This window comes from Candidatus Reidiella endopervernicosa, from assembly GCF_013343005.1.
Classification (GTDB): domain Bacteria; phylum Pseudomonadota; class Gammaproteobacteria.
The window spans coordinates 2802951-2825032 of record NZ_CP054491.1 but is presented as its reverse complement, the minus strand read 5'-3'; the positions used below and the strand labels follow the sequence as shown (position 1 = coordinate 2825032).

The 22082-nt window shown below is 53.6% G+C and carries 22 protein-coding genes and 1 pseudogene; 13 read left to right on the top strand and 10 right to left on the bottom strand.

The features are described 5' to 3' along the window. Positions 1 to 131: 131 nt before the first annotated feature. Positions 132 to 1217, top strand: coding sequence for a radical SAM/SPASM domain-containing protein (locus HUE57_RS15330; RefSeq protein ID WP_078483434.1), 1086 nt, complete (start codon positions 132 to 134; stop codon positions 1215 to 1217). Here the strand turns inward: HUE57_RS15330 and HUE57_RS15325 are convergent. Next, positions 1208 to 1590: pseudogene (locus tag HUE57_RS15325) on the bottom strand (kinase/pyrophosphorylase); the annotation flags it as partial. The gene HUE57_RS15330 and the pseudogene HUE57_RS15325 sit on opposite strands and share 10 nt — an antisense overlap. Beyond that, on the bottom strand, positions 1568 to 1849 hold the full coding sequence (locus tag HUE57_RS15320) for a hypothetical protein (protein WP_174673485.1): 282 nt from the start codon (positions 1847 to 1849) through the stop codon (positions 1568 to 1570). The gene HUE57_RS15320 and the pseudogene HUE57_RS15325, both read right to left, overlap by 23 nt. On the opposite strand from HUE57_RS15320, the gene HUE57_RS15315 reads away from it, so the two are divergent. Together HUE57_RS15315 and HUE57_RS15310 are read left to right on the top strand one after the other, a co-directional pair. Continuing rightward, entirely contained in the window at positions 1827 to 8936 is a 7110-nt protein-coding gene (locus HUE57_RS15315; protein WP_272901983.1) for a type I polyketide synthase, read from the top strand. The genes HUE57_RS15320 and HUE57_RS15315 overlap by 23 nt on opposite strands. Further along, positions 8915 to 9949 carry a thioesterase domain-containing protein gene (locus HUE57_RS15310; protein WP_174673483.1) on the top strand — a complete coding sequence of 345 codons (1035 nt, stop codon included), beginning with the start codon at positions 8915 to 8917 and terminating at the stop codon, positions 9947 to 9949. The genes HUE57_RS15315 and HUE57_RS15310 overlap by 22 nt, the downstream gene beginning before the upstream one ends. A gap of 321 nt (positions 9950 to 10270) precedes the next feature. Here HUE57_RS15310 and HUE57_RS15305 read toward each other — a convergent pair whose 3' ends face one another. Together HUE57_RS15305 and HUE57_RS15300 are read right to left on the bottom strand one after the other, a co-directional pair. Further along, entirely contained in the window at positions 10271 to 10582 is a 312-nt protein-coding gene (locus HUE57_RS15305) for a hypothetical protein (RefSeq protein ID WP_174673482.1), read from the bottom strand. Between the two features lie 70 nt (positions 10583 to 10652). Then, positions 10653 to 10793 carry a hypothetical protein gene (locus HUE57_RS15300; RefSeq protein ID WP_174673481.1) on the bottom strand — a complete coding sequence of 47 codons (141 nt, stop codon included), beginning with the start codon at positions 10791 to 10793 and terminating at the stop codon, positions 10653 to 10655. 142 nt (positions 10794 to 10935) lie between these two features. Between HUE57_RS15300 and HUE57_RS15295 the strand changes: the two genes are divergently transcribed. The 5 genes from HUE57_RS15295 to HUE57_RS19320 all read left to right on the top strand — a co-directional run bounded on the left by HUE57_RS15295 (position 10936) and on the right by HUE57_RS19320 (position 12645). Further along, complete coding sequence (locus tag HUE57_RS15295; RefSeq protein WP_174673480.1) at positions 10936 to 11322, top strand: hypothetical protein; 387 nt, start codon at positions 10936 to 10938, stop codon at positions 11320 to 11322. A gap of 163 nt (positions 11323 to 11485) precedes the next feature. Further along, the gene (locus HUE57_RS19335) at positions 11486 to 11629 is read left to right on the top strand and encodes a hypothetical protein (RefSeq protein WP_236860621.1); all 144 of its coding nucleotides are present in this window, start codon (positions 11486 to 11488) and stop codon (positions 11627 to 11629) included. After that, positions 11626 to 12204, top strand: a complete 579-nt coding sequence (locus HUE57_RS19330; RefSeq protein ID WP_236860620.1) for a B12-binding domain-containing radical SAM protein — start codon at positions 11626 to 11628, stop codon at positions 12202 to 12204. Before HUE57_RS19335 ends, HUE57_RS19330 begins: the two co-directional genes overlap by 4 nt. Then, entirely contained in the window at positions 12194 to 12511 is a 318-nt protein-coding gene (locus HUE57_RS19325) for a hypothetical protein (RefSeq protein WP_236860619.1), read from the top strand. The genes HUE57_RS19330 and HUE57_RS19325 overlap by 11 nt, the downstream gene beginning before the upstream one ends. Then, the gene (locus tag HUE57_RS19320) at positions 12508 to 12645 is read left to right on the top strand and encodes a hypothetical protein (protein WP_236860618.1); all 138 of its coding nucleotides are present in this window, start codon (positions 12508 to 12510) and stop codon (positions 12643 to 12645) included. The genes HUE57_RS19325 and HUE57_RS19320 overlap by 4 nt, the downstream gene beginning before the upstream one ends. 412 nt (positions 12646 to 13057) lie before the next feature. Here the strand turns inward: HUE57_RS19320 and HUE57_RS15285 are convergent, their stop codons facing one another. From HUE57_RS15285 to HUE57_RS15275, 3 genes are read right to left on the bottom strand one after another with little or no spacing between them, the layout of a single operon-like run. Continuing rightward, the gene (locus HUE57_RS15285; RefSeq protein WP_174673479.1) at positions 13058 to 14239 is read right to left on the bottom strand and encodes a PP2C family protein-serine/threonine phosphatase; all 1182 of its coding nucleotides are present in this window, start codon (positions 14237 to 14239) and stop codon (positions 13058 to 13060) included. Next, positions 14236 to 14514, bottom strand: a complete 279-nt coding sequence (locus HUE57_RS15280) for a hypothetical protein (RefSeq protein WP_174673478.1) — start codon at positions 14512 to 14514, stop codon at positions 14236 to 14238. Before HUE57_RS15280 ends, HUE57_RS15285 begins: the two co-directional genes overlap by 4 nt. A gap of 7 nt (positions 14515 to 14521) precedes the next feature. Further along, positions 14522 to 14962 carry a DUF3391 domain-containing protein gene (locus tag HUE57_RS15275; protein WP_174673477.1) on the bottom strand — a complete coding sequence of 147 codons (441 nt, stop codon included), beginning with the start codon at positions 14960 to 14962 and terminating at the stop codon, positions 14522 to 14524. Positions 14963 to 15095: 133 nt separating this feature from the next. Here HUE57_RS15275 and HUE57_RS15270 point away from each other — a divergent pair, with 133 nt between their 5' ends. Next, a complete protein-coding gene (locus tag HUE57_RS15270; protein ID WP_174673476.1) occupies positions 15096 to 15833 on the top strand; it encodes an SAM-dependent methyltransferase in 738 nt (245 codons plus the stop codon). Positions 15834 to 15869: 36 nt separating this feature from the next. On the opposite strand, the gene thrC is transcribed toward HUE57_RS15270, so the two are convergent. After that, a complete protein-coding gene (gene thrC, locus HUE57_RS15265) occupies positions 15870 to 17339 on the bottom strand; it encodes a threonine synthase (RefSeq protein ID WP_078483941.1) in 1470 nt (489 codons plus the stop codon). A 263-nt stretch (positions 17340 to 17602) separates the two neighbouring features. Between thrC and HUE57_RS15260 the strand changes: the two genes are divergently transcribed. From HUE57_RS15260 to HUE57_RS15250, 3 genes are all read left to right on the top strand, one after another. Then, on the top strand, positions 17603 to 18178 hold the full coding sequence (locus tag HUE57_RS15260; RefSeq protein ID WP_174673475.1) for a hypothetical protein: 576 nt from the start codon (positions 17603 to 17605) through the stop codon (positions 18176 to 18178). 259 nt (positions 18179 to 18437) lie between these two features. Continuing rightward, positions 18438 to 19118, top strand: a complete 681-nt coding sequence (locus HUE57_RS15255; RefSeq protein ID WP_174673474.1) for a hypothetical protein — start codon at positions 18438 to 18440, stop codon at positions 19116 to 19118. 80 nt (positions 19119 to 19198) lie between these two features. After that, on the top strand, positions 19199 to 19486 hold the full coding sequence (locus tag HUE57_RS15250) for a hypothetical protein (protein ID WP_174673473.1): 288 nt from the start codon (positions 19199 to 19201) through the stop codon (positions 19484 to 19486). A 287-nt stretch (positions 19487 to 19773) separates the two neighbouring features. On the opposite strand, the gene HUE57_RS15240 is transcribed toward HUE57_RS15250, so the two are convergent. Beyond that, positions 19774 to 20385, bottom strand: coding sequence for a hypothetical protein (locus HUE57_RS15240; RefSeq protein ID WP_236860617.1), 612 nt, complete (start codon positions 20383 to 20385; stop codon positions 19774 to 19776). Positions 20386 to 20585: 200 nt separating this feature from the next. On the opposite strand from HUE57_RS15240, the gene HUE57_RS15235 reads away from it, so the two are divergent. Then, positions 20586 to 20933, top strand: a complete 348-nt coding sequence (locus tag HUE57_RS15235; RefSeq protein ID WP_078483937.1) for a DUF1761 domain-containing protein — start codon at positions 20586 to 20588, stop codon at positions 20931 to 20933. A 132-nt stretch (positions 20934 to 21065) separates the two neighbouring features. Here HUE57_RS15235 and HUE57_RS15230 read toward each other — a convergent pair whose 3' ends face one another. Further along, complete coding sequence (locus HUE57_RS15230) at positions 21066 to 22073, bottom strand: hypothetical protein (RefSeq protein ID WP_135622252.1); 1008 nt, start codon at positions 22071 to 22073, stop codon at positions 21066 to 21068. Positions 22074 to 22082: the final 9 nt, after the last annotated feature.

The following is a 22082-nucleotide window of genomic DNA, read 5'->3' as shown; positions in this document are numbered from 1 at the left end:
TTCTCTATAAACTAGCTCACTCTAAGCGGCATATTTAGAATCCTGCACTGGTGGGTACTGCCCACACCACGACAGGAGGGTGGAACGTCGTCGTAACGGCTATCTACTGTAACGATTGGAAAGGGAGTTTCGTGAATTCTTCACCAACCAGCATCAGGCTTGAGGCATCGACCCGCTGTCAGCTTGATTGTCCGGTCTGTCCAACCGCAAGTGGAAAGCTCGCGAAGAGTCGGGTTGGCAGTGGTGTACTCAGGCTAACCGATTTTCAGAATCTATTAGAGGCGACCCCCGCTCTTAACTCTGTAGAGCTCTCCAACTACGGTGAGGTGTTCCTCAATAAGGAACTGGTCTCGATACTTGAATGTGCGGCAGAACATGATGTCGAGATTAATCTGGTCAATGGGGTGAATCTAAATTTTGCCACGACCGAACAGCTCGAGGCTTTGGTCAAATATCGCGTTGCTCAGATAACCGTTGCGCTCGATGGTGCAACCCAGGCGACCTATGAACGCTATCGTTCTGGAGGCCAGATCGAGAAGGTGCTCGACCATGTCCGTCAGATCAATGAGTTTAAACAGCGCTACCGCAGCGATCTTCCCAAGCTGACCTGGCAGTTTGTACTCTTTAGTTACAACGAGCCTGAGGTTGATGCGGCGAGGAGTATGGCAGCACAGCTCGATATGTCTTTCGCGCTTAGGCCGAATTGGAGTTCAAGCTACTTCCCCGTGGAGAATCCCGCCCAGCCCTACGATGTTATTTTGCCAACACCCGAGCAGATCTCCGGATCGTCTCCGTTGCCTATTGATGCAGAGCGATTTCCACTCTGTGCGCAGCTCTGGGTCGATCCGCAGGTTAACTGGAACGGTGCGATGCTCGGTTGTTGTGTGAACTACTGGGATGACTACGGTGATGTTTTTGCGTCATCCATAACCGCAGTGATGGAGAGTGAAAAGTATCGCAATACCCAGAAGATGCTGGCGGGAGAGACTTTTACAGCTGATAGTCCTTGTCTGAAATGCAATCAGTTTCGTACCGGATTCTTATCGCAATACTATTGGCGCTACCTGCTCGATGCCCCGATGAAGTGGAAGTTAAGGCTGCTGAAACTCAAAGTGAGGAAGGGCAGGAGGAGAGTTAAGGCGATGCTGGTAAATAGAGTCGGAGCGGTAAAGGCCTTCATGAGCCGAGTGATCAGACGTTCTACCGACTATCCGTAGAGTCTGCGTTTCAATCCCGCCTGCTGAAGTATCGTTGTTGAGATCTCCTCGATCGAGACGGTGCTGGTGTTGAGATAGGGGATCTTCATCTGCTTGTAGAGCGCCTCGGCGGTCTTTACCTCCATGCGACACTGCGCATCGGTTGCGTAGCGGCTGTTGGGTCGGCGCTCGGTGCGTACCTGTTGCAGACGCTCCGGTTCGATCGTCAGGCCGAAGAGTTTGTCGCGGTAGGGCTTGAGTGCCTTGGGCAGTCCCGGCGTCTCGAAGTCATCCTCCGTTAGCGGATAGTTGGCGGCTAGTTGGCGGCTAGTATTCCATACTGCAGTGCCAGGTAGAGACAGGTGGGTGTTTTACCCGAGCGTGAGACGCCGACCTCCGCTGACCGCCATGGAGAGCGAAGTGAGGGCGGTTAGTCCCCGATAGTCGACGCCGTCTGTATATTCGTAGTTGAGAGCGCGAGCGAACGACGGAGAAGATGCAGCAGCGGCTTTATGTCGGCGTAGAGTCACTGAGGGAGTTGTGTAGAGCCGCGAAGAGGTGATTACGCAACGTACGCAGGACGTCGGGCGCCGCAGGCATAAACGGTCGCGTGAAGTTTTTGCTGTTTGCTTGGGCTTGGATGCCCAAAACAAACTTCCGCAAAATAGCGACTCCCTAAAACGCTGTTTTATTACCGATATACCGGTGTCTCTCTGGGAGCGTGACGTCTACCTCGCCGCCGATGATAGTGAGTGTGATACCACCTACTCGGGCATCGCTGGCCTACCCGATGAGATCGACTCGGACCTGACCGATTTCAGGATTCCGCCCAGTGTCTCCGATGAGATGACACAGCTACAGATTCTGGTGCTGCGGTGTGCGCAACAGGCACTTCGGGATGCCGGTTATTTCAGGCGCCCATTTCTAAAAAAACGGGTGGGCGTGGTAATCGGTGCGCCAAAGAATGAGTCGCTCGAGCTTAACGACAAACTGTCGTGGAAAAAGGCGAGACAACGGCTTGAGGCGTTGGCGAAAAAGGGTGATTTCGACCAGGAAGCTGCACTGGCGCTTCTCGATGAGTATGAGGAGCAGTTCAATACCTACGAGGTCAAAGCCGACACGGTGCTCGGTGCAAATGGCAATCTGGGTGTCTCTCGAGTGGCCTCTGCATTCGATTTCCAGGGGATTACCAATAGCGTCGATGCGGCCTGCTCCTCGTCGCTGACAGCGATCGGCCAGGCGGTCATGCTGCTCCAGGAGCGACGTTGCGATGTGGTGTTGAGTGGTGGTGTGGACACCACAGTCCACCCATCTATCTTTGTCGGTTTCTCGCGCCTGCAGGCGCTCTCCAATAATGGCTCTTTCCCCTTTGATGAGCGGGCGGATGGATTTGTCATCGGTTCCGGCGGGGCGATCTTTGTCCTCAAACGATTTAGTGATGCGGTACGCAACGGAGATGAGATCTACGCCCTGATTCGTGGCTGGGGTGTGTCGAATGATGGCGCCGGTAAGGGAATGGCCGCGCCCGACTATGAGGGACAGATGCGTGCCGTTGAGGGGGCCTATGCCGATGCCGGAATCGATCCCGATGAGGTCAGTTTTGTGGAGTGCCATGCCACCGGTACGCCGGTTGGCGATGCCGAAGAGCGCAAGAGCGTCTCCGAGTATTTTGGTAAGCCTCGACTGAACAGTAAAAAAGCGCCGGTCGCGATTGCGGGCAGTAAGGCTATGGTTGGACACGCCCGTGCCGGTGCCGGTGCTGCAGGTATGCTCTCAAGCATCTTTGCGATTAATACACGTTGTGTGCCGCCACAGGTGAACTATGAGCAAGCGCCTGAAGGTATCGACTATGCAGCGATAGGGCTGCACGTCGCGAAGCGTCCCGAACCGATCGATCGTGATGAGATTGTTACCGGTACCTCCTCATTCGGCTTTGGGGGTATCAACTACCATCTCGTTCTATCGAGTTCCCCGGTAAATCAGCGTGCACCCGTTGTCGATATTTCACGTGCCGATTTTCCGCTATTCGATAATCTCGATAACGATCTCGCCTTCATCTTTCCGGGGCAGGGCTCGCAGTATGTCGGCATGCTACACGCGTTCAAACATCTACCGGAGGTGGGCGAGCTGCTACACAAGGCGGATCAGATCTATGCATCGATTGGTGGTGGTCCGCTGACGCCGCTACTGACCGAGCTGCCACATGAGGATGAGTCGCGCCGCAGTGAGCAGGAGGAGCGACTCCGCTCGACTGAGGTTTCCCAGCCGGCAATCTTCCTCCTCTCGGCGGTAATTCTGGAACTCGTCAGGGCGCGCACCAACATCTCTCCCTCGCTGGTCATCGGACACTCACTGGGTGAGTATTCGGCGCTTTATACAGCGGGTGTGCTGAGTTTTGAGGATGCCTTCACCCTGGTCTGCTGGCGTGGACGCATTATGGGCGAGTCGAACTCAAAGAGCAGTGAGGCGATGATCGCACTTGAGTGCACGGAGCAGCGCGCCGAGGGGATGATAGAGGCGGTTGATGGTTACGCGACCTGTGCCAATGTGAACTCCTATCGCCAGACGGTCGTCTCTGGCGAGAGCGGCGCCATCGATCAACTTGAGCGATTGGCCGAACAGCAGGGGATGCGTGCAGCCAAGTTGAATGTGGCACGGGCATTTCACTCGGCCCTGGTCGCCGACTGTGTGGCACCGATCAAGGCCCATCTTGAAAAGGCGCACTTCAATGCAAGCCGAATTGCGATACCCGCATGTCTCAGTCGAGAGCTGTTCCCGGGGCAGAGCGATATTGGTGGTGTGATGAGAGAGGACGATCGGCTTACCACGATCGATATGCTCTGTCGTCAGGTTGATCATCCGGTCGATTTTGTCTCTCAGGTCAACGCTGCATATGAGTCGGGCATCAGGCGATTTGTCGAGGTAGGTCCGAGAAATATTCTCTCGCGACTGGTCGAGCAGATCATCGAGAATCGCCCGTTGCAGACCGAATGCCTGAATGGCCCGGATGGTGAAACGTTGCAGCATATTGAAGGGCTTGAGCAGTTGTTGGCAGAGCCTGTGGTGATAAAGCGTCAACCCCCTCCAGCACGTCAGTCGACACGTAAACGGGTCAAGGCGAGTGCAGGTGTGGCAACGACCTCTAGGGAGATGAGCCTGCTCGAGCGCATTACTGTGACCGTCTCGAGTGTTTCGGGCTATAGCGTCGAGTCGATCAATCGCGAGGCTGAATTTGAACGTGATCTCGGTATCGATACCCTGAAGATCTTCGAGATTCTATCCATGTTGCGTGGTGATGTACTGCCACAGGAGATCGAGAATTTCCGCCAGCTGACCAGTGTGCAGAAGATCCTCACTGTTGCAGAGAAGTGTGCTCAGCAGCTGGGTGGTGAAGAGGGTACGAAGAGCAGTTCAGAGATTTCCCGCTATAAGTACAAGACGGTAGAGACCGGGCGTATCGCCATCGATAGAACACGGCAACTCTCGGACGGCTACGGTGTGGATCTTCCTGAAGCCCCCTACGACGGGGAGCGGTCACGTGTGGTTATCGCTCGGCCTCTGCCGACAAGCATGTCGGTGGCTGCCGACTCAGTGATCCCCGAGTTACGTAATCGAATCGTAGAGATGGCTGCTCGTGAAGATGGGGGGCGTCCCGAGCAGATCGTTGTAGTGACCTGGTGTGATGCTGAATCCTTCTATGATGGTGCCTATCTCGCAATCGACGGGATGTTAAAGGTCGCCGGTCACGATATTGCATCGCTTGAGTTCAGCTATATCCACATCGATGCAGAGAGCTTTGATGAGTCGATGGTCGAATCGATGCTGCAACCGCACTCCACTCTACCCAGTAGTGGTAAACATCTCACCACTTCCGGCGCGGTCTATCAGGGGCGTCTGTTCGAAGTAGAAGCGCTGTTGGGAAGCGAGTTAGAACTCTCGACGCAGTTGACGGCTGAGGATGTTGTGCTCGTCACTGGCGGTGCTCGAGGGATAGCTGCGTACATCGTGCAGCAACTGCTTGAGACAACGGCGGCACGATTTGTTCTGATCGGACGAAAGCAGGAGTCCGAAGCGTGGATTGCCGAGCAGCCGGAACGTATCTGCTACCTCTCAGCCGACCTGACCGATCGTAGCGCGATACGTTCTCTGAATCTGGGGGGAATGGGAATATCGCTAATCGTACATGCGGCCGGTATCGAGATAGCACATAACATTCTCAAGGCGAGCGATGAAGATTTTCGTCGCGTTATCGCCACCAAAACCACGGCGATTGATGAGATCCTCGATCAGCTCGAGTGTGAACGCCTGCGTGGCGTCGTGCAGTTCTCTTCGATCGCCTCCTATGCGGGGCGTCACGGTCAGTCTGACTATGCAGCGGCCAACGGTCTGCTCAACGGGCGTCTGAAAAAGGGTGTGCCTGCGCTCTCTATCGCCTGGCCTGCCTGGGGCGAGATCGGTATGGCATCACGCGGTGTCATCAAGGAGATTCTCGAGACGAGTGGTGTGGCCTTTCTGGCACCCGAAGAGGGGTTGTCGATCTTTGTCGATCTTCTCAACGGCTTTCTGGCGAACCCACCGCACGGAGAGACCATTCGTTTCGCAGCCAGCGGTGCGAAAATTTCACCCTATATGGTCAGTTTCAGCGGTGAGAGCGAGAACGATTCGGTTCAGCAGTTGAACAGTTACCGTATCAGCGATCCAGATCGACGCCTCCATGCCACTCTCAAGCTTGATCTACAGCGTACCCCGAGCCTGCGTGATCACCTCTTCTGGAAGGAGGTCTACATCCCGGGTGCGCTGATGGTCAAAGAGGCGGCGAGACTGGTTGCGTTGAATCTGCCAGACGAAGCCTCTGCACCGGTTGAGCTTGTTGCAGTCGATTTTCTCTCACCGATTGCTGTCAGGGATGGTGATCAGGTACAGCTGCAGATGTCACGCACGCAGGATACATTCCTCGTCGAGCTGCAGGAGGAGCATCTTCGTCCGATCTTTAATGTGACGCTAAAGAGGCAGCAGAACGCCTCAGAGGTTACGGCTGCAGATCAAAAGCAGCTTGCCGAGGTGGTGCGTCGTGCGGGGATCGAGCTACAGCCCTTTGGCGACTATCGGGTCGACCTGAAGCTAAACAACGAGACGCGCCATAAAGGGTACTTCGCACTGGTTGATCGTTTCAGCTACAACGGCGATCTGATTACAGCCAACGTCGATGTTGCACTTGGACGGGATGAGAGAAGTCTGCTGAGTGACGATGGGGGTGTCGCCTTTCTGCTCGAGGCGGCCTTCCAGGCTGGCACTCTGTGGCGCGAGATGAAGGTGAGTAATCGACGCATATTGATGCCTAAGCATATTGGCGCGTGTCGAATCTACTACCACAACTGCAGAAAGGCGGAGTCGGTAACGATCTTCTGTGAGCTGATTGAGATAGAGCCCGAGAGCGATGTGATCCGCTCCAATCTCTACGTCGTCGATCAGGATAACGAGCCACTGATGGTGATGGAGGATTTCCACTCATCACCCATCGCGATGAAAAATCCCCTGCCGGTACACACCCATCCCCTCTATGTTCCCTACATGTTGAACGGTTGCGATCTGCTAGCAATACCACTCGCAGAGGCGGCCGATTATGCGAGTGCGCACCGGGATATGGTGATCGCCAGGGATGAGGAGCAGGAGATCGCTCCACTCACTGCCGAGAAGCGACAGCATGAGAAACTGGCGGGCAAGCTTACAACCAAGCTACTAATCGATGAACTGATGGCGAAGCGCGGTAACCCACGTGTGGACTCTCTGGCCTCGGTAAGTGTTCTCTCAGATGGAACGCCTGTAGCCGTAAATTGTGCTGGGCTGCAGGGTGAGCACCACTTCTCGATTAGTCACAGTGATGATCTGGTCTGTGCCGCACACGCTGAGGTGCCGGTTGGTATCGATGTAGAGCGTATCAGGACGCTCTCGCCCAGGGTGGTGGCAGATATCTGTGGCGAGAAGACGCTCACTGATATTCAACGTTTTATCGATGAGACCGGATACTCAGCAAAGAGTATCGACTACATCAATCTGACCCTGCCGGTGGTGATCTTTTCGCAGAAAGAGGCGGTGCTAAAGGCCGCAGGTATCGGAATTGGTGAGGGGCTCGCTGAGGTCGAAATCAGCGATGTCGAGATACAGGCGCCCGTGCGTGCCAACTACCGCGGCGCTGAATATGAGCTGCTGACGACCATTCACCACGATCACGTTATCTCTGTTGCCCGGTTGATTGCCGGCATACCCTCGGTCACGGCTGACGCTAGTGTGGCACCCGCTATCGAACGTGAGGTGCCGCTCTCCTCTTTGCAGCAGGCGGTGCTCTATCAGGAGTCGCTGATAACAGAACGCGATGCGCCCAGCTATGCACTGGCGTTACGCATCGATCTGAAAGTGCAGCTTGATCGTGATGCGCTACGTTTTGCCATCGATACGATTGTTGATCGGCACGATGTATTGAGAATGGTGTTCGACACCACACAGGATCAGCCGACGGGGCAGATTCTCCGTTTCGTTACGCCATTGATCGATGAGATCGATGTGGAGGGCGGTGATGCAGCGGAGCCCGAGAAGGTGCTCAACGACGCACTCGATCGTCACAGTGAGCAGCAGTTCGATCTCACCCGTGGGCCGCTGTTCAAGATCAATCTGCTGCGCCTCAATCAACAGCGCTATGTCCTGCAGTCTATTTTCCACCACTCGATAATGGACTGCTTCTCAGCGATCACCCTGGCCAATGAGCTGATCTCGATCTATCAGGGTAGAGTCAGTGGCGATCAATATGTCGCAACGGCCTCGACGAGCTATAGCGACTTTACCGAGCGGGAGAGGGCGCTGTTGAGCAGAGAGCGCATCGAGCGACTCGACCGCTACTGGCACAGTGCGATGAGCGGTGTCGTCAGCGACGGCCTCTCGCTACCGCGTGCTGGCAGCCACAGTGAGACCGAACAGGCAGCACCTCACTATATCGATTACAGCTTCCATCCAGAGATGAAAAAGCAGCTAGAACAGGTCTGTCGCAAGGCGGGTGTAACACTCTTTGCCGGACTGTTAGCGCTGCTGCAGAGTGCGATTAGCAAGGCAAGTGGTCGCAACCAGAGTGTCATCTACATCCCCTTCTCAGGACGCGATTTCAAGCTCGACAAGGAGTCTACCGGCCCTTTTATTCGCCTGCTGCCTATCCGTGCTGATATCGGTGAGGGTGAGAGCTATGTGGAACTGCTGCAGTCACAGCGTGGTGCGATCCTCGATGCGATTGAATTTAGTGCGATCCCACCCGCCAATCTTCGCCAGATCGTTCGTGAACAGACAGAGGTCGGCGGCAAGGAGCCACAGGTGATCTGTCAGCTAATCTACGAAAATGAAGAGCAGCCGAAACTGGACAGTCTTGAAGTAGAGAGCTCGGTGCGTGACGGTGTTAACCCTCATGCGGCGATCATCGCCTCCTTCTTCCATTCACGCGAGAAGTTGCGCTGCACGGTCACATTCAACAGTGCATTGATCGATCGTGCCACGCTACAGCAGGTGATGAGTGGCTTTGCATCGGAGTCGACACGACTCTGCAGACAGGCGAGTCAGGTAGTTGACCCGAGGGTGCATACACCGCTGCCTGCAGTTGCAACCGAATCGGTATTGCAGGCTGAGCATCTCTGCGGCGATACCCGCAGATCGACAGCGGACTGCTCAATCGTGATCAGGTGGTCGATCAGGTGGTGGTGATCTGGCAGTTTGCACTGAAAAATGACTACGGCATGAAATCAGACGTTAACTTCTTCGATGCTGGCGGTTCTTCACTACAGGCGGTGGAGATCGTCGCCAACATCAAGCAGACCTTTGGTGTCGAGCTTCCACTCTCGAGTTTTGTCTCCGCACCGACCCCTGCACAACAGGCCGATCTGATCCTCTCCGAAGAGTGGCGTGGCGACTGGAATACCGCAGTCGCCCTTAAGGCCAGTGGCGATAAGCCCCCCTTCTTCTGCGTCCATCCGTCTGACGGTAACGTGCTCTGCTACAGCGAGTTGGCCAGTGCGATGGGAGAGGCGTACCCCTTCTACGGACTGCAGGCGAAGGGTTTGAACGGTGATGATCTGCCGCACCAGAGCTTCGAGGAGATGGCCAGTCACTACATTGAGGCGATGCGTGAACTCTCACCCGATGGCCCCTATGTTATCGGTGGCTGGTCGGCCGGCGGCATCGTCGCCTTCGAGATGGGCAGGCAGTTGAAGGAGCAGGGGGTCGATGCCAAGCTGGTACTGATCGATACGCTCTTTCCCGGTGTTAAAAGTAATGGTTCGGATGGAGACACTGCTGTCGATGCGGACAGCAAGGTGAGAGAACAGCTACTTAGTGAGGATCAGCCAGAGCTACCGGAGAATTACAGCCAGGCCGGTACATTACGTGAAATCTCCGCCAAGGCCTCTGCACACTACCGCATCGGTACCTACCCGGGCGACATCTCACTGATGATGTCCGAGGATCACGACACCAGTAAACAGTACCTACTTAAGAGTCTGAAGCAGGGGATCTCAGAGCGTAATCTGAAAAAGACGAACCACTTCTCCAACTCGATTGAGGCGTGGACCGTGCATCACCCCTTGAACTGGCAGCACCACGCCAGGGGGCGGTTTGAGATCTACTCCGTTCCAGGGCTCCACCACAGCATGATGCACAAGGAGCACGCCCCGGCACTGGCCCACCAGATTATGCGGGTAGTGGATGAGACAACGAGGTGATTTTGAATCGAAAATAAGGCCTGTAAGGGGCATGATTTTGCTCCTTGGCTCTGATGGCACAGCGGTCTCAGCGGTCATATAATCTGAATGGCTGATTGAGATGAGCTATTTACAGGCTGTGTCTATGTAGTTTTCTATGAGGGCGGCCTTCCACGGTCTGACAGCCAGAATGAGGCTGGTCAGGTTTTTCTGTTCGAGCGGAGCCTGTCGGTCTTTTGATTTAGCTCGTTAAACTCCTTTGCCAGATCTTCCAGTCGTTTCTTCAGGATGTTTCTCGATCCGGTTGTGAGCATCGCGGTGGGGAAGAGCAATGCTTCGTCCTCACCGATGAAGCGGCTGTCGAGAAATCCTTCTGTAGTTTTTCACTGAACAACTTCTGGATAGGGCCGTTTTACGCCAGCCGAAGTGAGGTGAGACCATCAGACTGAAGCGGTTGTTGGGCAGTAGTTCGATTAGCTTGATGTGGTCGAGAGTTGCGAGATGCTGGATTAGTTGATGATCCGAGAAGGTGTAGCGCCGCAGGATTTCATCGAACTTCCAACCGTTGATAACGAGAAATGTCACTAGCAGTAGGCCAGGATCGGCGGTGATCTGCTGCTCCTGCTGTTCACTTAATTCATCAATCGTACGCATCTCAAGATCCATCTGTGTGACCAGATCGAAGAGGCTGATTTGGGCCTGTTCACAGATCTTCTCCAGCCGTTCAAGGCTGACATTTTTTAGAGAAGAGGCGTTTTATGCTCGCCTCACTCATCTCAAGAGTCTCCGCCAGTTGGCGATAGGTGATGCCACGCATTCGAAGCGCGCGCTTGAGTGTGGCGAGTAGAGCGTTAGTTTGGCTCATTGTGTCTGTCCAATAGTATCTATAATCGATACCATGGGTGTCATAGATAGTGACTATTGTCATTATGGTTGAGTATTACTCTACTATTGCCCACGATTCCTCCATACGCAATCTGCGTACAACAACATAAGAACTGGAGGTAATGAAATGGATGTTTCTCAACTACATACGCTGGTCGGCTGGGGGCGATGGTGATGGGGGCGCTTTCTGGTGCTGTGATTGGCCTCTTTTTCATCGTGACGATTGGCAGGGCGGTTATAACTCATTCCGCCGTCGTCTGATGCGTCTTGGACATATCGCCTTCTTTGGTCTCGGTATTCTGAACCTGCTCTTTGCCTTCACGACCAAGACGATACAACTCTCGCCGCTCTATATCGAGATCGCATCAGCAGGTTTTATCGTTGCAGTTATTGCCATGCCGTTGTGCTGTTTTCTGGCGGCGTGGCGCAAACCGTTTCGCCACCTCTTTCCCATTCCTGTTATTGCCGTGCTGGCCGGGATAGTACCGACCGTTATGGGAGGGCTCTAAGATGAAGTTGGGACTGATTGCGATGAGTGGTGTACGTCACACAACGAGGAGCTGACCCGACTGGGCTGACACTGCCGGGTTTTGTTGAGAGAAATAAAAGATCGCCTCGCTACCGAGTCTTGGGCTCTTAACGCTGGCGGGGCTGACACCGTCGGATGTTGAGGTGGACTACATCGAGGTGGAGGATATTGAAGAGCAGCAGGGCCTGCCGGGTAGCTATGACGCGGTGGCGATCTCTTCATTCTCGGCACAAATCAAAGAGGCCTACGAGCTGGCAGATCGCTATCGTGCCGAGGGACGAAGGTGATTCTGGGTGGACTGCACGTCACGGCCTGTCCTGATGAGGCGGCATTGCACGCTGATGCTGTGGTGATTGGTGAGGGTGAACCTGCGTGGCCACTCGTGATGCATGACCTAAAGCAGGGTGATTTGAAATCGCGATACGATGCGCGTGGCGATACCTTCGATATGGCTCAGACACCGATGCCGCGATTTGATCTGCTCGACCTGGAACGTTACAACCGCATTACCGTTCAGACCTCAAGGGGCTGTCCGTTCGACTGTGAGTTCTGCGCCGCCTCGATTCGTCTTTCACCCAAGTACCGTATCAAGCCGGTCGAGAAGGTGATTGAGGAGATTCGTCAGATCAAGTCGATCTGGTCAAAGCCGTTTATCGAGTTCGCCGATGACAATAGCTTTGTAAATAAGTGCCATTCAAAGGCGCTGCTGCGCGAACTGTCCAAGGAGAATGTTCGCTGGTTCACTGAGTCGGACCTCTCCATTGCCAAAGATGATGAGTTGTTGTCGCTGATGAGAGACAGCGGATGTGCACAGGTGCTGATTGGCTTTGAGGCCCGACAAAAGTGGATTGATGGGAGTTGAAACAAAGAACGACTGGAAGGCGAAACAGTATGAAAACTATATGGAGTCAATTGATCGAATCCAAAGCCACGGAATCAGTGTGAATGGCTGCTTTGTCATGGGGATGGATGGTGCCGGTACTGAGAGTTTTAAGGAGGTACGAGACTTTGTAAGAGATAGTGGACTGCATGAAGTGCAAGTAACGGTGCAGACCGCATTCCCGAATACTCCGCTCTATCAACGTCTTCGTGAGTCAGACCGGTTGATTGATAGTCAAGCGTGGGAGCTCTGCACGCTGTTCGATGTAATTATGTGCCTGACACCATGAGTGTTGAAGAGCTGGAGAAGTACTTTTCATGGTTGGTGCGTGAACTGTATAGCGATGAGGAGACACAGCTACGTAAGTCAAACTTCTTCCGGCAACTACGTGAGGTGAAGCGTCAGGAACTACGGGTAGGGTGATTGGAATTGAGAGTGAGGCAATCGGTCTATTGATTTGCTTGTTCCTATCTCTTTCCACTAGATCAACGATGCGTTTTCAATACCGGTGAGTGTCAACAAGCAACGGCTCTCGTTCGATAGAAAGTAGCTAATAGTATCTGTTGTTAAACCCCCAAGGTGGTGTCCAACTGAGTGTGTGATTGTTGTGTGAGTAGAATGGCCGAGAGGGATGTGTGGATGATAGGGAGATCGACTAATGAGGTGCTTTGGCCAGTTGTTGTTATTGGTAGATTATGTAGGACGTCTGATCGCGAATCTGCTTATAGGTCTCTCTCTTGGTGGTGCTGTTTACCTTAGGTGATGAGCCTCTCTTCTGGGGTGTCATGATTATCTATTTTTCTGTTTCTATCTTCTACGAAGTTGGAAAGGACGATTAGAGTTCACAGTTGGCAACGATAATCGAAATATCGTCGTGGGCATGGCGTTCACCAAGGTGTGTTTGTACCGCTTCGACGACGTGGGTAACACGTTTATCCTGTGTGCTCTGTTTCAGTGCTTCGATGATGCCACGTTCATCAAAGGCGATGCCCGACTCGTTCTCAGCATCGGTCATGCCGTCGGAGAAGAGCACCAGTTGCAGTGGTTGTTCCCAGCGGTAGATCTCGTTACTGGCGGTGAAGCTCTCGCCACCCAGGATGCCGAGTGGTAGCTGGCCAGAAGCGAAGCTGTGAACTACCTCGCCCGAATCGTCGATTAAGAAGGTAGGTGGATTGCCTCCGTTACAGATATCGATGATGCGGTTTCGGAAATCGATCGAGGCGAGGGTGGCGGCGACAAAGCGATCGGCAGGCGACTGCTCTTTGATAACTCGGTTCATCTCTTCGGCGATCGCCGAGACAGGAAAGCCTTTGTCGACCATGCGGTAGAAGACCTGGTTGATTGGCAGCAGGTTGAGTGCGGCGGGTAGGCCGTGACCGGTCGAGTCGGCGGCCATAATGAAGAGCGTGCCGTTATTGGCGTAGTGGATGCAGATCAGGTCACCACTGACCGCATCGGTCGGAGCAACCCAGTAGTCGAAGCGCTCATCACGTCGCTCGATCGGCTGCATCATGCGCTCCATCAGATCAGAGACCAGGTCACGCTCCTCCTCGGCAGCGGCGTGATACATCTCAAGCAGCGCCGTCTGCTGTTTCAGGTCACGGTTGTTTTGCAGGCTACGCAATGGTTTGGCGAGTGCCTGCATCACGCTCTCGACTGTAAGCGGTTTGGCGAGATAGCCGTCGATACCAATCTCGATGGCCTGCTGCAGTGTTGTGGCATCGTCGTATCCGGTGATCAGTAGTACCGGAATATCGGGGTCGAAGGCTTTGATCTCAGTGGCGAGTTCGAGACCACCTGAACCCGGCATATTGACGTCAGTTATGACAAGGTCAGGTGTGTGCTCCTTGAAGAGCATCGTGGCCTGTTCCGCATCTGCAGCGCTATGCAGCTCCTTTGTCATTGGGGAGAGTACAGTCTCCATCCAGGTACGCAGTTCACCATCGTCATCGATGATGAGCAGGGTGAGTGTCTGCAGAAAGGGAAGGTCTTGAGAGTCCGTTGCTTCTCTGTTCATAGTTTTATCGCCAGATACTCTGCTGGGTTGATGCGCCACTGCGCAGGTCGCTCGTGGCCGAGAATGCGCTCTGCCTGGGCCGTGGCGCTCTCTGCCTCGAGTTCGATGTCGTAAGGGGTGAGTAGCTCGTTGCGTTTGGCGTTGAGGATCACGCGCACCGTTGGGCGCAGTTTGTCGTGACGACCATCTTCGATGACCACTGCCAGTAGCCCGCTCTCGAGCCTTACTAGTGTGCCGACCGGATAGACACCGATGCAGCGGACGAAGTAGTGCACCAGCTCATCATCGAAGTAGTGGCCGCGCCACTGTCTCCACCGGTTCGGTCTCAATTGGCTCACCCTGAGCGACACGGTCAAGCACACGCTTGGTCATCTCTCGCGCCTCCTGGTTGAGGCGTTGTGCGACATTCAGTTCCTCTTGTAGTGGGGTCGGCGGTTGTGGGGTGTCGGGAGTGGCGGTGAGCTTCTCAATCTCACTGTCGATCGATTGCTCAACCTCTTCGAGGCTCTGTATCTGCCCGTGACTGACCTGCTGGTCGATGTCGTCACCCAGATTGGTGTCGATGTAGACCTCACTGATTCCGGCATCAATGATCTTCTCGATCCGAGACTCATCCTTGATCAGAAAGCGTTTCTGAAGAAACGGGTGCGACATCCAGCCGCAGTTCAGATCGTGAATATACATGCCCGATTTCAGATTAGATGCGGGAATCTTCTTGATCACGGCTATTCACTCTCAAAGGGTAGGTCTATAACCTAGCAGATGGCGTCTATCTAAAAAACCGCATCCGACAGGGGTAAATGGTGCGAAGAGAGAGAGGGATGGCGCGGTGAGTTCTGATAATGACGAGGCGTAGATGAACGGCAATGATCCTATTGAGCTTATGTTTGGCGGCCTGCAGAAGCTTGGGCCGGGCAGTGATGCAGAGACACGTCGAGCACTCTCACTGCTACCTGCCAGAGAGTGGGGTTTGGTGGTTGATGCGGGGTGCGGAAGCGGCCGGCAGACACTGGTGCTGGCTCAGGAAATCGATTCGATTGTTCATGCCGTCGATAACTACCAGCCCTTCCTCGACGATCTGAATCGACGCGCTGGCGCGCTGGGGATTGCCGGACAGATCGAGACGCACTGCTTTAGCATGGAGACGATTCCTGAACACTTCAGGCAGATCGATCTGCTCTGGTCGGAGGGTGCGGCTTACAGTATTGGTTTCGGCAACGCGCTACGTTGTTGGGCGAGTGCGATCGTGTCGGGCGGCTATCTGGCGGTGAGCGAACTTTCATGGTTGGAGCAGCCCATGAACGAACGGGAGCGTGAATTCTTCGCGCGTGAATATCCCGATATGAGATCGGTTGAAGAGAATGTCGCGCTGGCCGAGGCCGCCGGCTATCGACTCGTTGAATCTTTTGTCATGCCACGGGAGACGTGGTGGGAGGGGTATTACGAGTTGCTGGAGCCACGAGCGCGGCGGCTTGTAGCACATGCCGATCCTGAGATTCGTCTCTTTGCCGAGCAGACGGTTGAAGAGGTCGAGGTTTTCAAACAGTCGAAAGGGAGTTACGGCTACCTCTTTCTGCTGTTGCAGCGCCGGTAGCTGGCACCGCAACCTTGAACAAGGGGCTCGCTATCTTTAGAGAAAGGCGTGAATCTCCGCCTCGATACTCTCTTTGTCGATCACACTGCTCTGGGCGATCTCCTTGCTGAAGAGATCGTTGATCACCGCAGGGATCTCGATCTTCGCCTCGCGGGCGATCGACTGCAGCGCATCGAGGTCGTGTGTATCGACCTCGCCGGTGAGGGCATTGGCGATTACCGGTGAGAACTTGGTCCACTCGGCAGTCGAGTAGGCGATCGTCTTCAGCGGCTTGTCGCGGCAGGTATCGTAGGCCTTAAAGCAGGTCGCTGTATGTGGATCCATCAGATAACCGGTGGCAAAGGCCTCCTTGATGTAATCCTTGCCCTCACTGTCGTTACAGAAGTCGGCGGTGAAGATTGCCTGCAGCTTGGCCAGCTCATCGGCCTCGAGCTGGTAGTGCTTCTGCTCGTCGAGCTGCTTCATCAGTTCACGGGTGCGCTCGGCACCGAGCAGGTCGAACAGCACGCGCTCGATATTGGATGATTTGAGGATATCCATCGCCGGTGAGGTGGTGGCGATGACCGACTTCTTGCGCAGGTCGTAGGCACCGGTGTTGATCACCTCGGTCAGTACGTTGTTGTTGTTCGAGGCGATCAGGATCTTCTCCACCGGTAGCCCCATCTGCATCGCGTAGTAGCCGCCCAGTGCATTGCCGAAATTGCCGCTCGGCACGTTGAGGTAGACCTTCTCACCCAGCTCAATCGCACCCTGACGAACCAGCTCCAGATAGGAGTGGATGTGGTAGATGGTCTGGAAGATGATGCGACCGAAGTTGACCGAGTTGGCAGCGGAGAGGTAGATCTTCTTCTCCTGCAGCTGCTGCTTGAAGCTGTCGGAGCCAAGCAGGCGTTTGAGCGCGCTCTGGGCATCATCGAAGTCGCCGTGAATACCGATCACCTTCAGGTTCTTCGCACCCTCGGTCACCATCTGCAGGCGCTGCACATCGGAGGTGCCACCATCGGGGTACATGCAGGCGACCTGTACATTGGCGCGATTCTTAAAGGTCTCCAGAGCCGCCGGACCGGTATCGCCGGAGGTGGCGGCTAGGATCAGATAGTTCTCGTTGCGCTTCTGCGCCAATGAGGAGAGCACAATGCCGAAGGGCTGCAGCGCCATATCCTTAAATGCGCGGGTCGGACCGTGGTATAGCTCGCTGACATAGAGGTCATCTTTGACCTTGACCACCGGTACTGGATTGGTCGAATCATCAAACGCATCGTAGAGACTCAGCGCCTCGTCGATCACGGCGGCGTCGATATCGATCTCGAAGGCGTTGAGCACATCGCGGGCAAGCGTCTTGTAGTCGGCGGATAGGTGCTCACCGAGAAAGGCCTCGCCCAGATCGGGCAGTGACTCGGGCGAGTAGATACCGCCGAAGGAGGAGATCGGGTTAAGGATCGCCTCGGAAAAGCTCACTTTCAGGGGGAGTTTGCCGTCGTTGCCGCGCGTTTCGATGAAATTCATGTGATTGCCACTGTTTCTAGCCAAAAATTGAGCAGCGATTATATCGGATTCGCCACACTGATTCATATGTGACGACCTGATGAATTACACCCCATTGATCTTGGGTGTTGTCCGGTTATCGGTGTTACGGTTGAGTCTTATCTCAAACCGCCGCTCTGCTACTATCTCGCGCCTTGGCACTATCTCGGTAGCTGGTGATTCAGGTTCGATAGGTAGACGTAGAGAGAAGAGCGTAATGGTATGGCTCGATTGACGTGTTTCCCATGGTTGAAGGGGCTCTGGTCGTTGTTCTAGCGCAGTTGATGAACCCGGTTATGGCTGAGGTGAATGAGACCAAGCGTGAGCTTCTAATTGAAAATGTGCTTCTCCGTGCTCTTCTCTTATCGATGAATGATCAAGAGATGTTCGAGCCACTTGACTGGTTCTGTTCGGGGCAGGCGTGCAACGTAAGAAACAGAGGGAGGGTTGATGGCAATATTCGAAAGCTCTATGAGGGATCGAGCATCGGCACGGCAGTTGAATTAACGGAATTTGAGGTTAATAGCATCGGTGATCACACTCATTTTCGAATCTACAAAGAGATTTGGATCTATCTCAATGAGCTTGCCGAATCTGAAACGAGGAAGTACGAATGCTCTTCCAAGCTGATCGTCGACAAATTTGAACGCAAGCGAAAAATGCTCGTATCATGCCCCGCAATCGTCAAGACTATGGTTGAAGATTATTATTCAACAAGCCTGAAAATGCTGAATAAGGTGCACGAAGAGGAAGGCCATCTTTGTGGGTATTCTAAGCGTTTCAGCGGTTGCCTGAAGTGGTTTTCCGAGGTCTATCAATAGATCTATCAGCTAAGACTTCGCTATCTAGAGAGGGTTGAGATGAAGCGGCTAATGGAACCGCTTCGGTTTGATGATTCTGAATAGCCGTTCGCAGTAAGTTAAGCGTTGTTTGGTTTCAATCCTGAAGGAACTTATTCAAGCAGATTGTGTCGTTAGCACTAAGGAAATAACAGATGGTTCAAATGATCAGATTTAATCTTACAGCTCCTATCCTTGCCCTTTTGCAGCAACCTTTACGCTCCCCGCCTCTGCGGTCGAGTTGAGTGAGGAAAAACGTGATCTGCTGATTGATAATTACATATACCGTTCAGTGATCGCTCGTCTGAGCGTAGAAGATAGATCGGACGGTATGGACTTTTATAGGTTTGAAGACATGGACTGGCTCTGTACGGAAGATCGCTGTGAAAAGAAAAATAAAAGAATCGTGGCGAAAAATGTCAAACGACTCTACAACGCAGTGGATCAGTATCGGTTGAATTGTGAGTATGATCTGGAAGGTCTTCGCGGTAAGCTCGATACATACATCTCATATGATCTAAATGAGTTAGAGGTCAACTCTGTTGGTGATCATCGGGTATTTAGAACTACCGATAAACTCTTCCAGTCGATCAATCGTATCACTGATGGAAAATCGGGTGAGTACCGTCGAACCTCAAGTCGGCTGGAGACGCAATTTAATCGGTCTGGAAAGGTGATGGTGACCTGCGTTGCAGTGGCTACGGTGCTCTCAAATACCAATTCAAAAGTGAAAGAGGCGATGGAGCAAGGGACAGCCTGTCAGCCCTATGATCGATTAAAAGCTTGTCTGAAGGAGTTTGCCGAAGTCTCGCAGGCGATCTATCGAAGGAAGATCGAATATCGTGACGAAAGGGGATATCAGCTTATCGACTTGCAGGAGCCACTCAGGTTTATGGATTGGCTATCCAGTAAGGGTGAATAGGGTCACATAGTGTTAAGTATGGTTTGCTACAATTGATCTACGCTTACGCAAAGTAGGTGCAATTTACGGAGTGGTGAAAGATGAGCAGGGATAGCTCCACTAGATCGATTGTTGAAAAGGAAGCATTCATTACGTTGCTGCGTGTGGCCTGCGATGACCCCGAGGTCTATGGCTGGCTAGAGAAAATCCTGTTACTTGGAGATGAACAGCGTCTGGCGCTGCTTCGTAGCGCAGTTTTGAAAATGCAGATTGATGGTGCACCAGAAGATTATATAGATGCACTGACCTCTCTTGAAGATAGTGAGATTGCAGAGAAGGTCTACGAAGTGATCTTTAAATGTCAGCGGAATATTCCGCTCAATCACTGATTACAGGTTCTATGACCGCTACCCCATTGGATAGTCTGGGGTAACGGTCATGGCTATCATGGATTGATCTCTGGCGTAATAAGTAATGTTTTCTGTTACTCGGTATCACGAATCGGAATCATGCGCTGACCGCCATGGAGAGCGAAGTGAGGGCGGTTAGTCCCGATAGTCGACGCCGTCTGCCTATTCGTAGTTGAGAGCGCGAGCGAACGACGGAGAAGATGCAGCAGCGGCTTTATGTCGGCGTAGAGTCACTGAGGGAGTTGTGTAGAGCCGCGAAGAGGTGATTACGCAACGTACGCAGGACGGTCGGGCGCCGCAGGCATAAACGGTCGCGTTAAGTTTTTGCTGTTTGCTTGGGCTTGGATGCCCAAAACAAACTTTCGCAAAAATAGCGACTCCCCGGATGTGTGCATAGGGGTATCCTTCCACATCACATAGGGCCCGCCGTTGTAGGGATCATCGGAGATCCCCTTCATTGCACTCTTGGGCGCCACCACCATAATGTGCGGCCCCTCCTGTACCCAGATATCTCCATTTTTTGGATCGGTAGCCGCAGGGTCTGAATTGCTGACGTGGGCATCACCCTGCAGCATGTAGGAGATGCCGATTCTGTCGGTCTGGAAATCGGTGCCATTGGCGGCGGCCTGCATCAGCCTGGACCATACCGTGTCGTTACACATCGGGTGGTTATCTCCGGGGGCGATGCCCGGCATGCAGGTCCATCCATTCGAACCGTTCTTGAGACTTTTTCCATCGACATCCATCACCGCTGCGTGGTGGCTGACGCCTGGATGAGCCGCGCTTTCGGCGCGGGTCACTTTTGTTTCGGCTGCTTCGCCGGCGAGGAGTGTGGTTGAGCTGAGGAGAAGCGTGAGAGATAGGTAGAGTTTGCGCATGGGGAAGCCCTCCATATTTTGGCTACGCTATTGAGAGTCGGTAGTCGAGTTGTTCAGACTGTTCGAGCGCCTAAGTAACTTAGTATAATTCTCGGGAATAGCAATCGCGCTTTTTTGTGGATTGAGAAGGCTCTCCAGTGTGGCGTTGATGATGGCAGCTAGGGGGTTGGATTTTGTCTGGAAATTTGGGGAGTTAAGATATGGATGTGTTATCGACCATGGGTGTCTACCCGGTTCTGGTGGCGGCCGTGGCAGGAATGGTTCTGGGTGCGCTCTGGTACTCGCCGCTACTGTTTGGCGATCAGTGGTTGAGGGCAATCGGTAAGAGCCAGGCGGAGTTGGGTGCGCCTCTCCAGGCGATGCTAGGGAGTATGTTCGCTGCACTTATCGCTGCTGTGGCGGTTGAGTATCTGGTGGTGGCCACAGAGTCCTATTCACTGCTCTCGGGGGCGACTATCGGTGCGCTACTGGGGGTGGCTATCGTTGCTACCAGTATGCTCTCTGATGCTCTTTTCTCCGGGTGGGGATGGCGGCTCTACCTGATTTAGGCGGGTTATCGAGCCAACTATCTGCTGCTAATGGGCCTTATCTGCGGGATTTGGCCGCGTGCATGAGGCAGCTCCACCCTGAGAAGTGCCTTCCGCTCTCTACGCAACCCCTGCGGGGAGGGCCATTCAGGATCAATTGCCGCGATTTAGTCGGCGGTAGAGGGTGTTCGTCCACAGTGACAGGAGATCTCTCTCGGCAGATTCGAGGGTGTGTTCGTTATAGTCGATGATATGCAGTTCGCCGTGTTTATCCTCAATTACATCCAGGCTACCGATTTCGAGTCCACTCTTTTGGGTGTGTTCACGTAACTTCCGGTAACGCAGCTCCCAGTAGTCGCTGTCACCCATATAGCTAAAGGTAAGCGGCAGGCTGGTGCGTGCAGGAGTTGGCTGGCTTCGCTCTTTATGCGTGAGCAGATGGTGGAATTCGCCGGCGAAGAGGCGCGGGTCTCTTCTGTAGCTGGTCAATGAGTTTGACTGGCCGATAATCTCTTTGTCTGAGATACGCAGGCCAACAGTCAAGTCAGCACAGATGTGGATCCAGCGCTCAATGCAGTTAAATGGGGCGATTTCTTCGTTTAGGCGGTGGGTATGAAATTTCTCAATTGCATAGTTTGTCAGGTGCTCCTCTCCTGTCTCATCTCGCCACTGTTCATATGTGTCACGGTCTCTGAGTATCGCGTACGAGCGGTGAAGAAAGTTCTTCACCGCTCCGTTACCGGCCAGTTTTGCGATACAGGGGAACTCTGTTGGTGTGGTGGTGGAGTCGATCGTCTCTCGAATATGGCTAGTGAGGTTGATGGTCTGGATCTTCAACTGCTCGGCGCGCTGTTGAGATGTGCTTAGAAAGCTTTCGCTAATAAGCGGCCTGGATTGGTAGTTCTGCAGTGCAAAAATCCAGATGTCTGCAGAAGGGATCTGTTTGGCATGCTCGCTATCAACGACTTTGTCGTAGGGTAGTTCGACCAAGCTCAGCTCAATTAAACCGCGTCTCGAGAGTCTGTTGAGAAGATTGTTCGGCAGGAAGTTCTGGTGCACCCGTTGACTGAGTCCCCCTTTCGAGGTGGTTTCCCTGTCCGACTTTTCGGCACTCTTTTTGTAGTGGTCGATGAGTGGTCTGCAGCGCGTATGAATAAGCACGACACGATA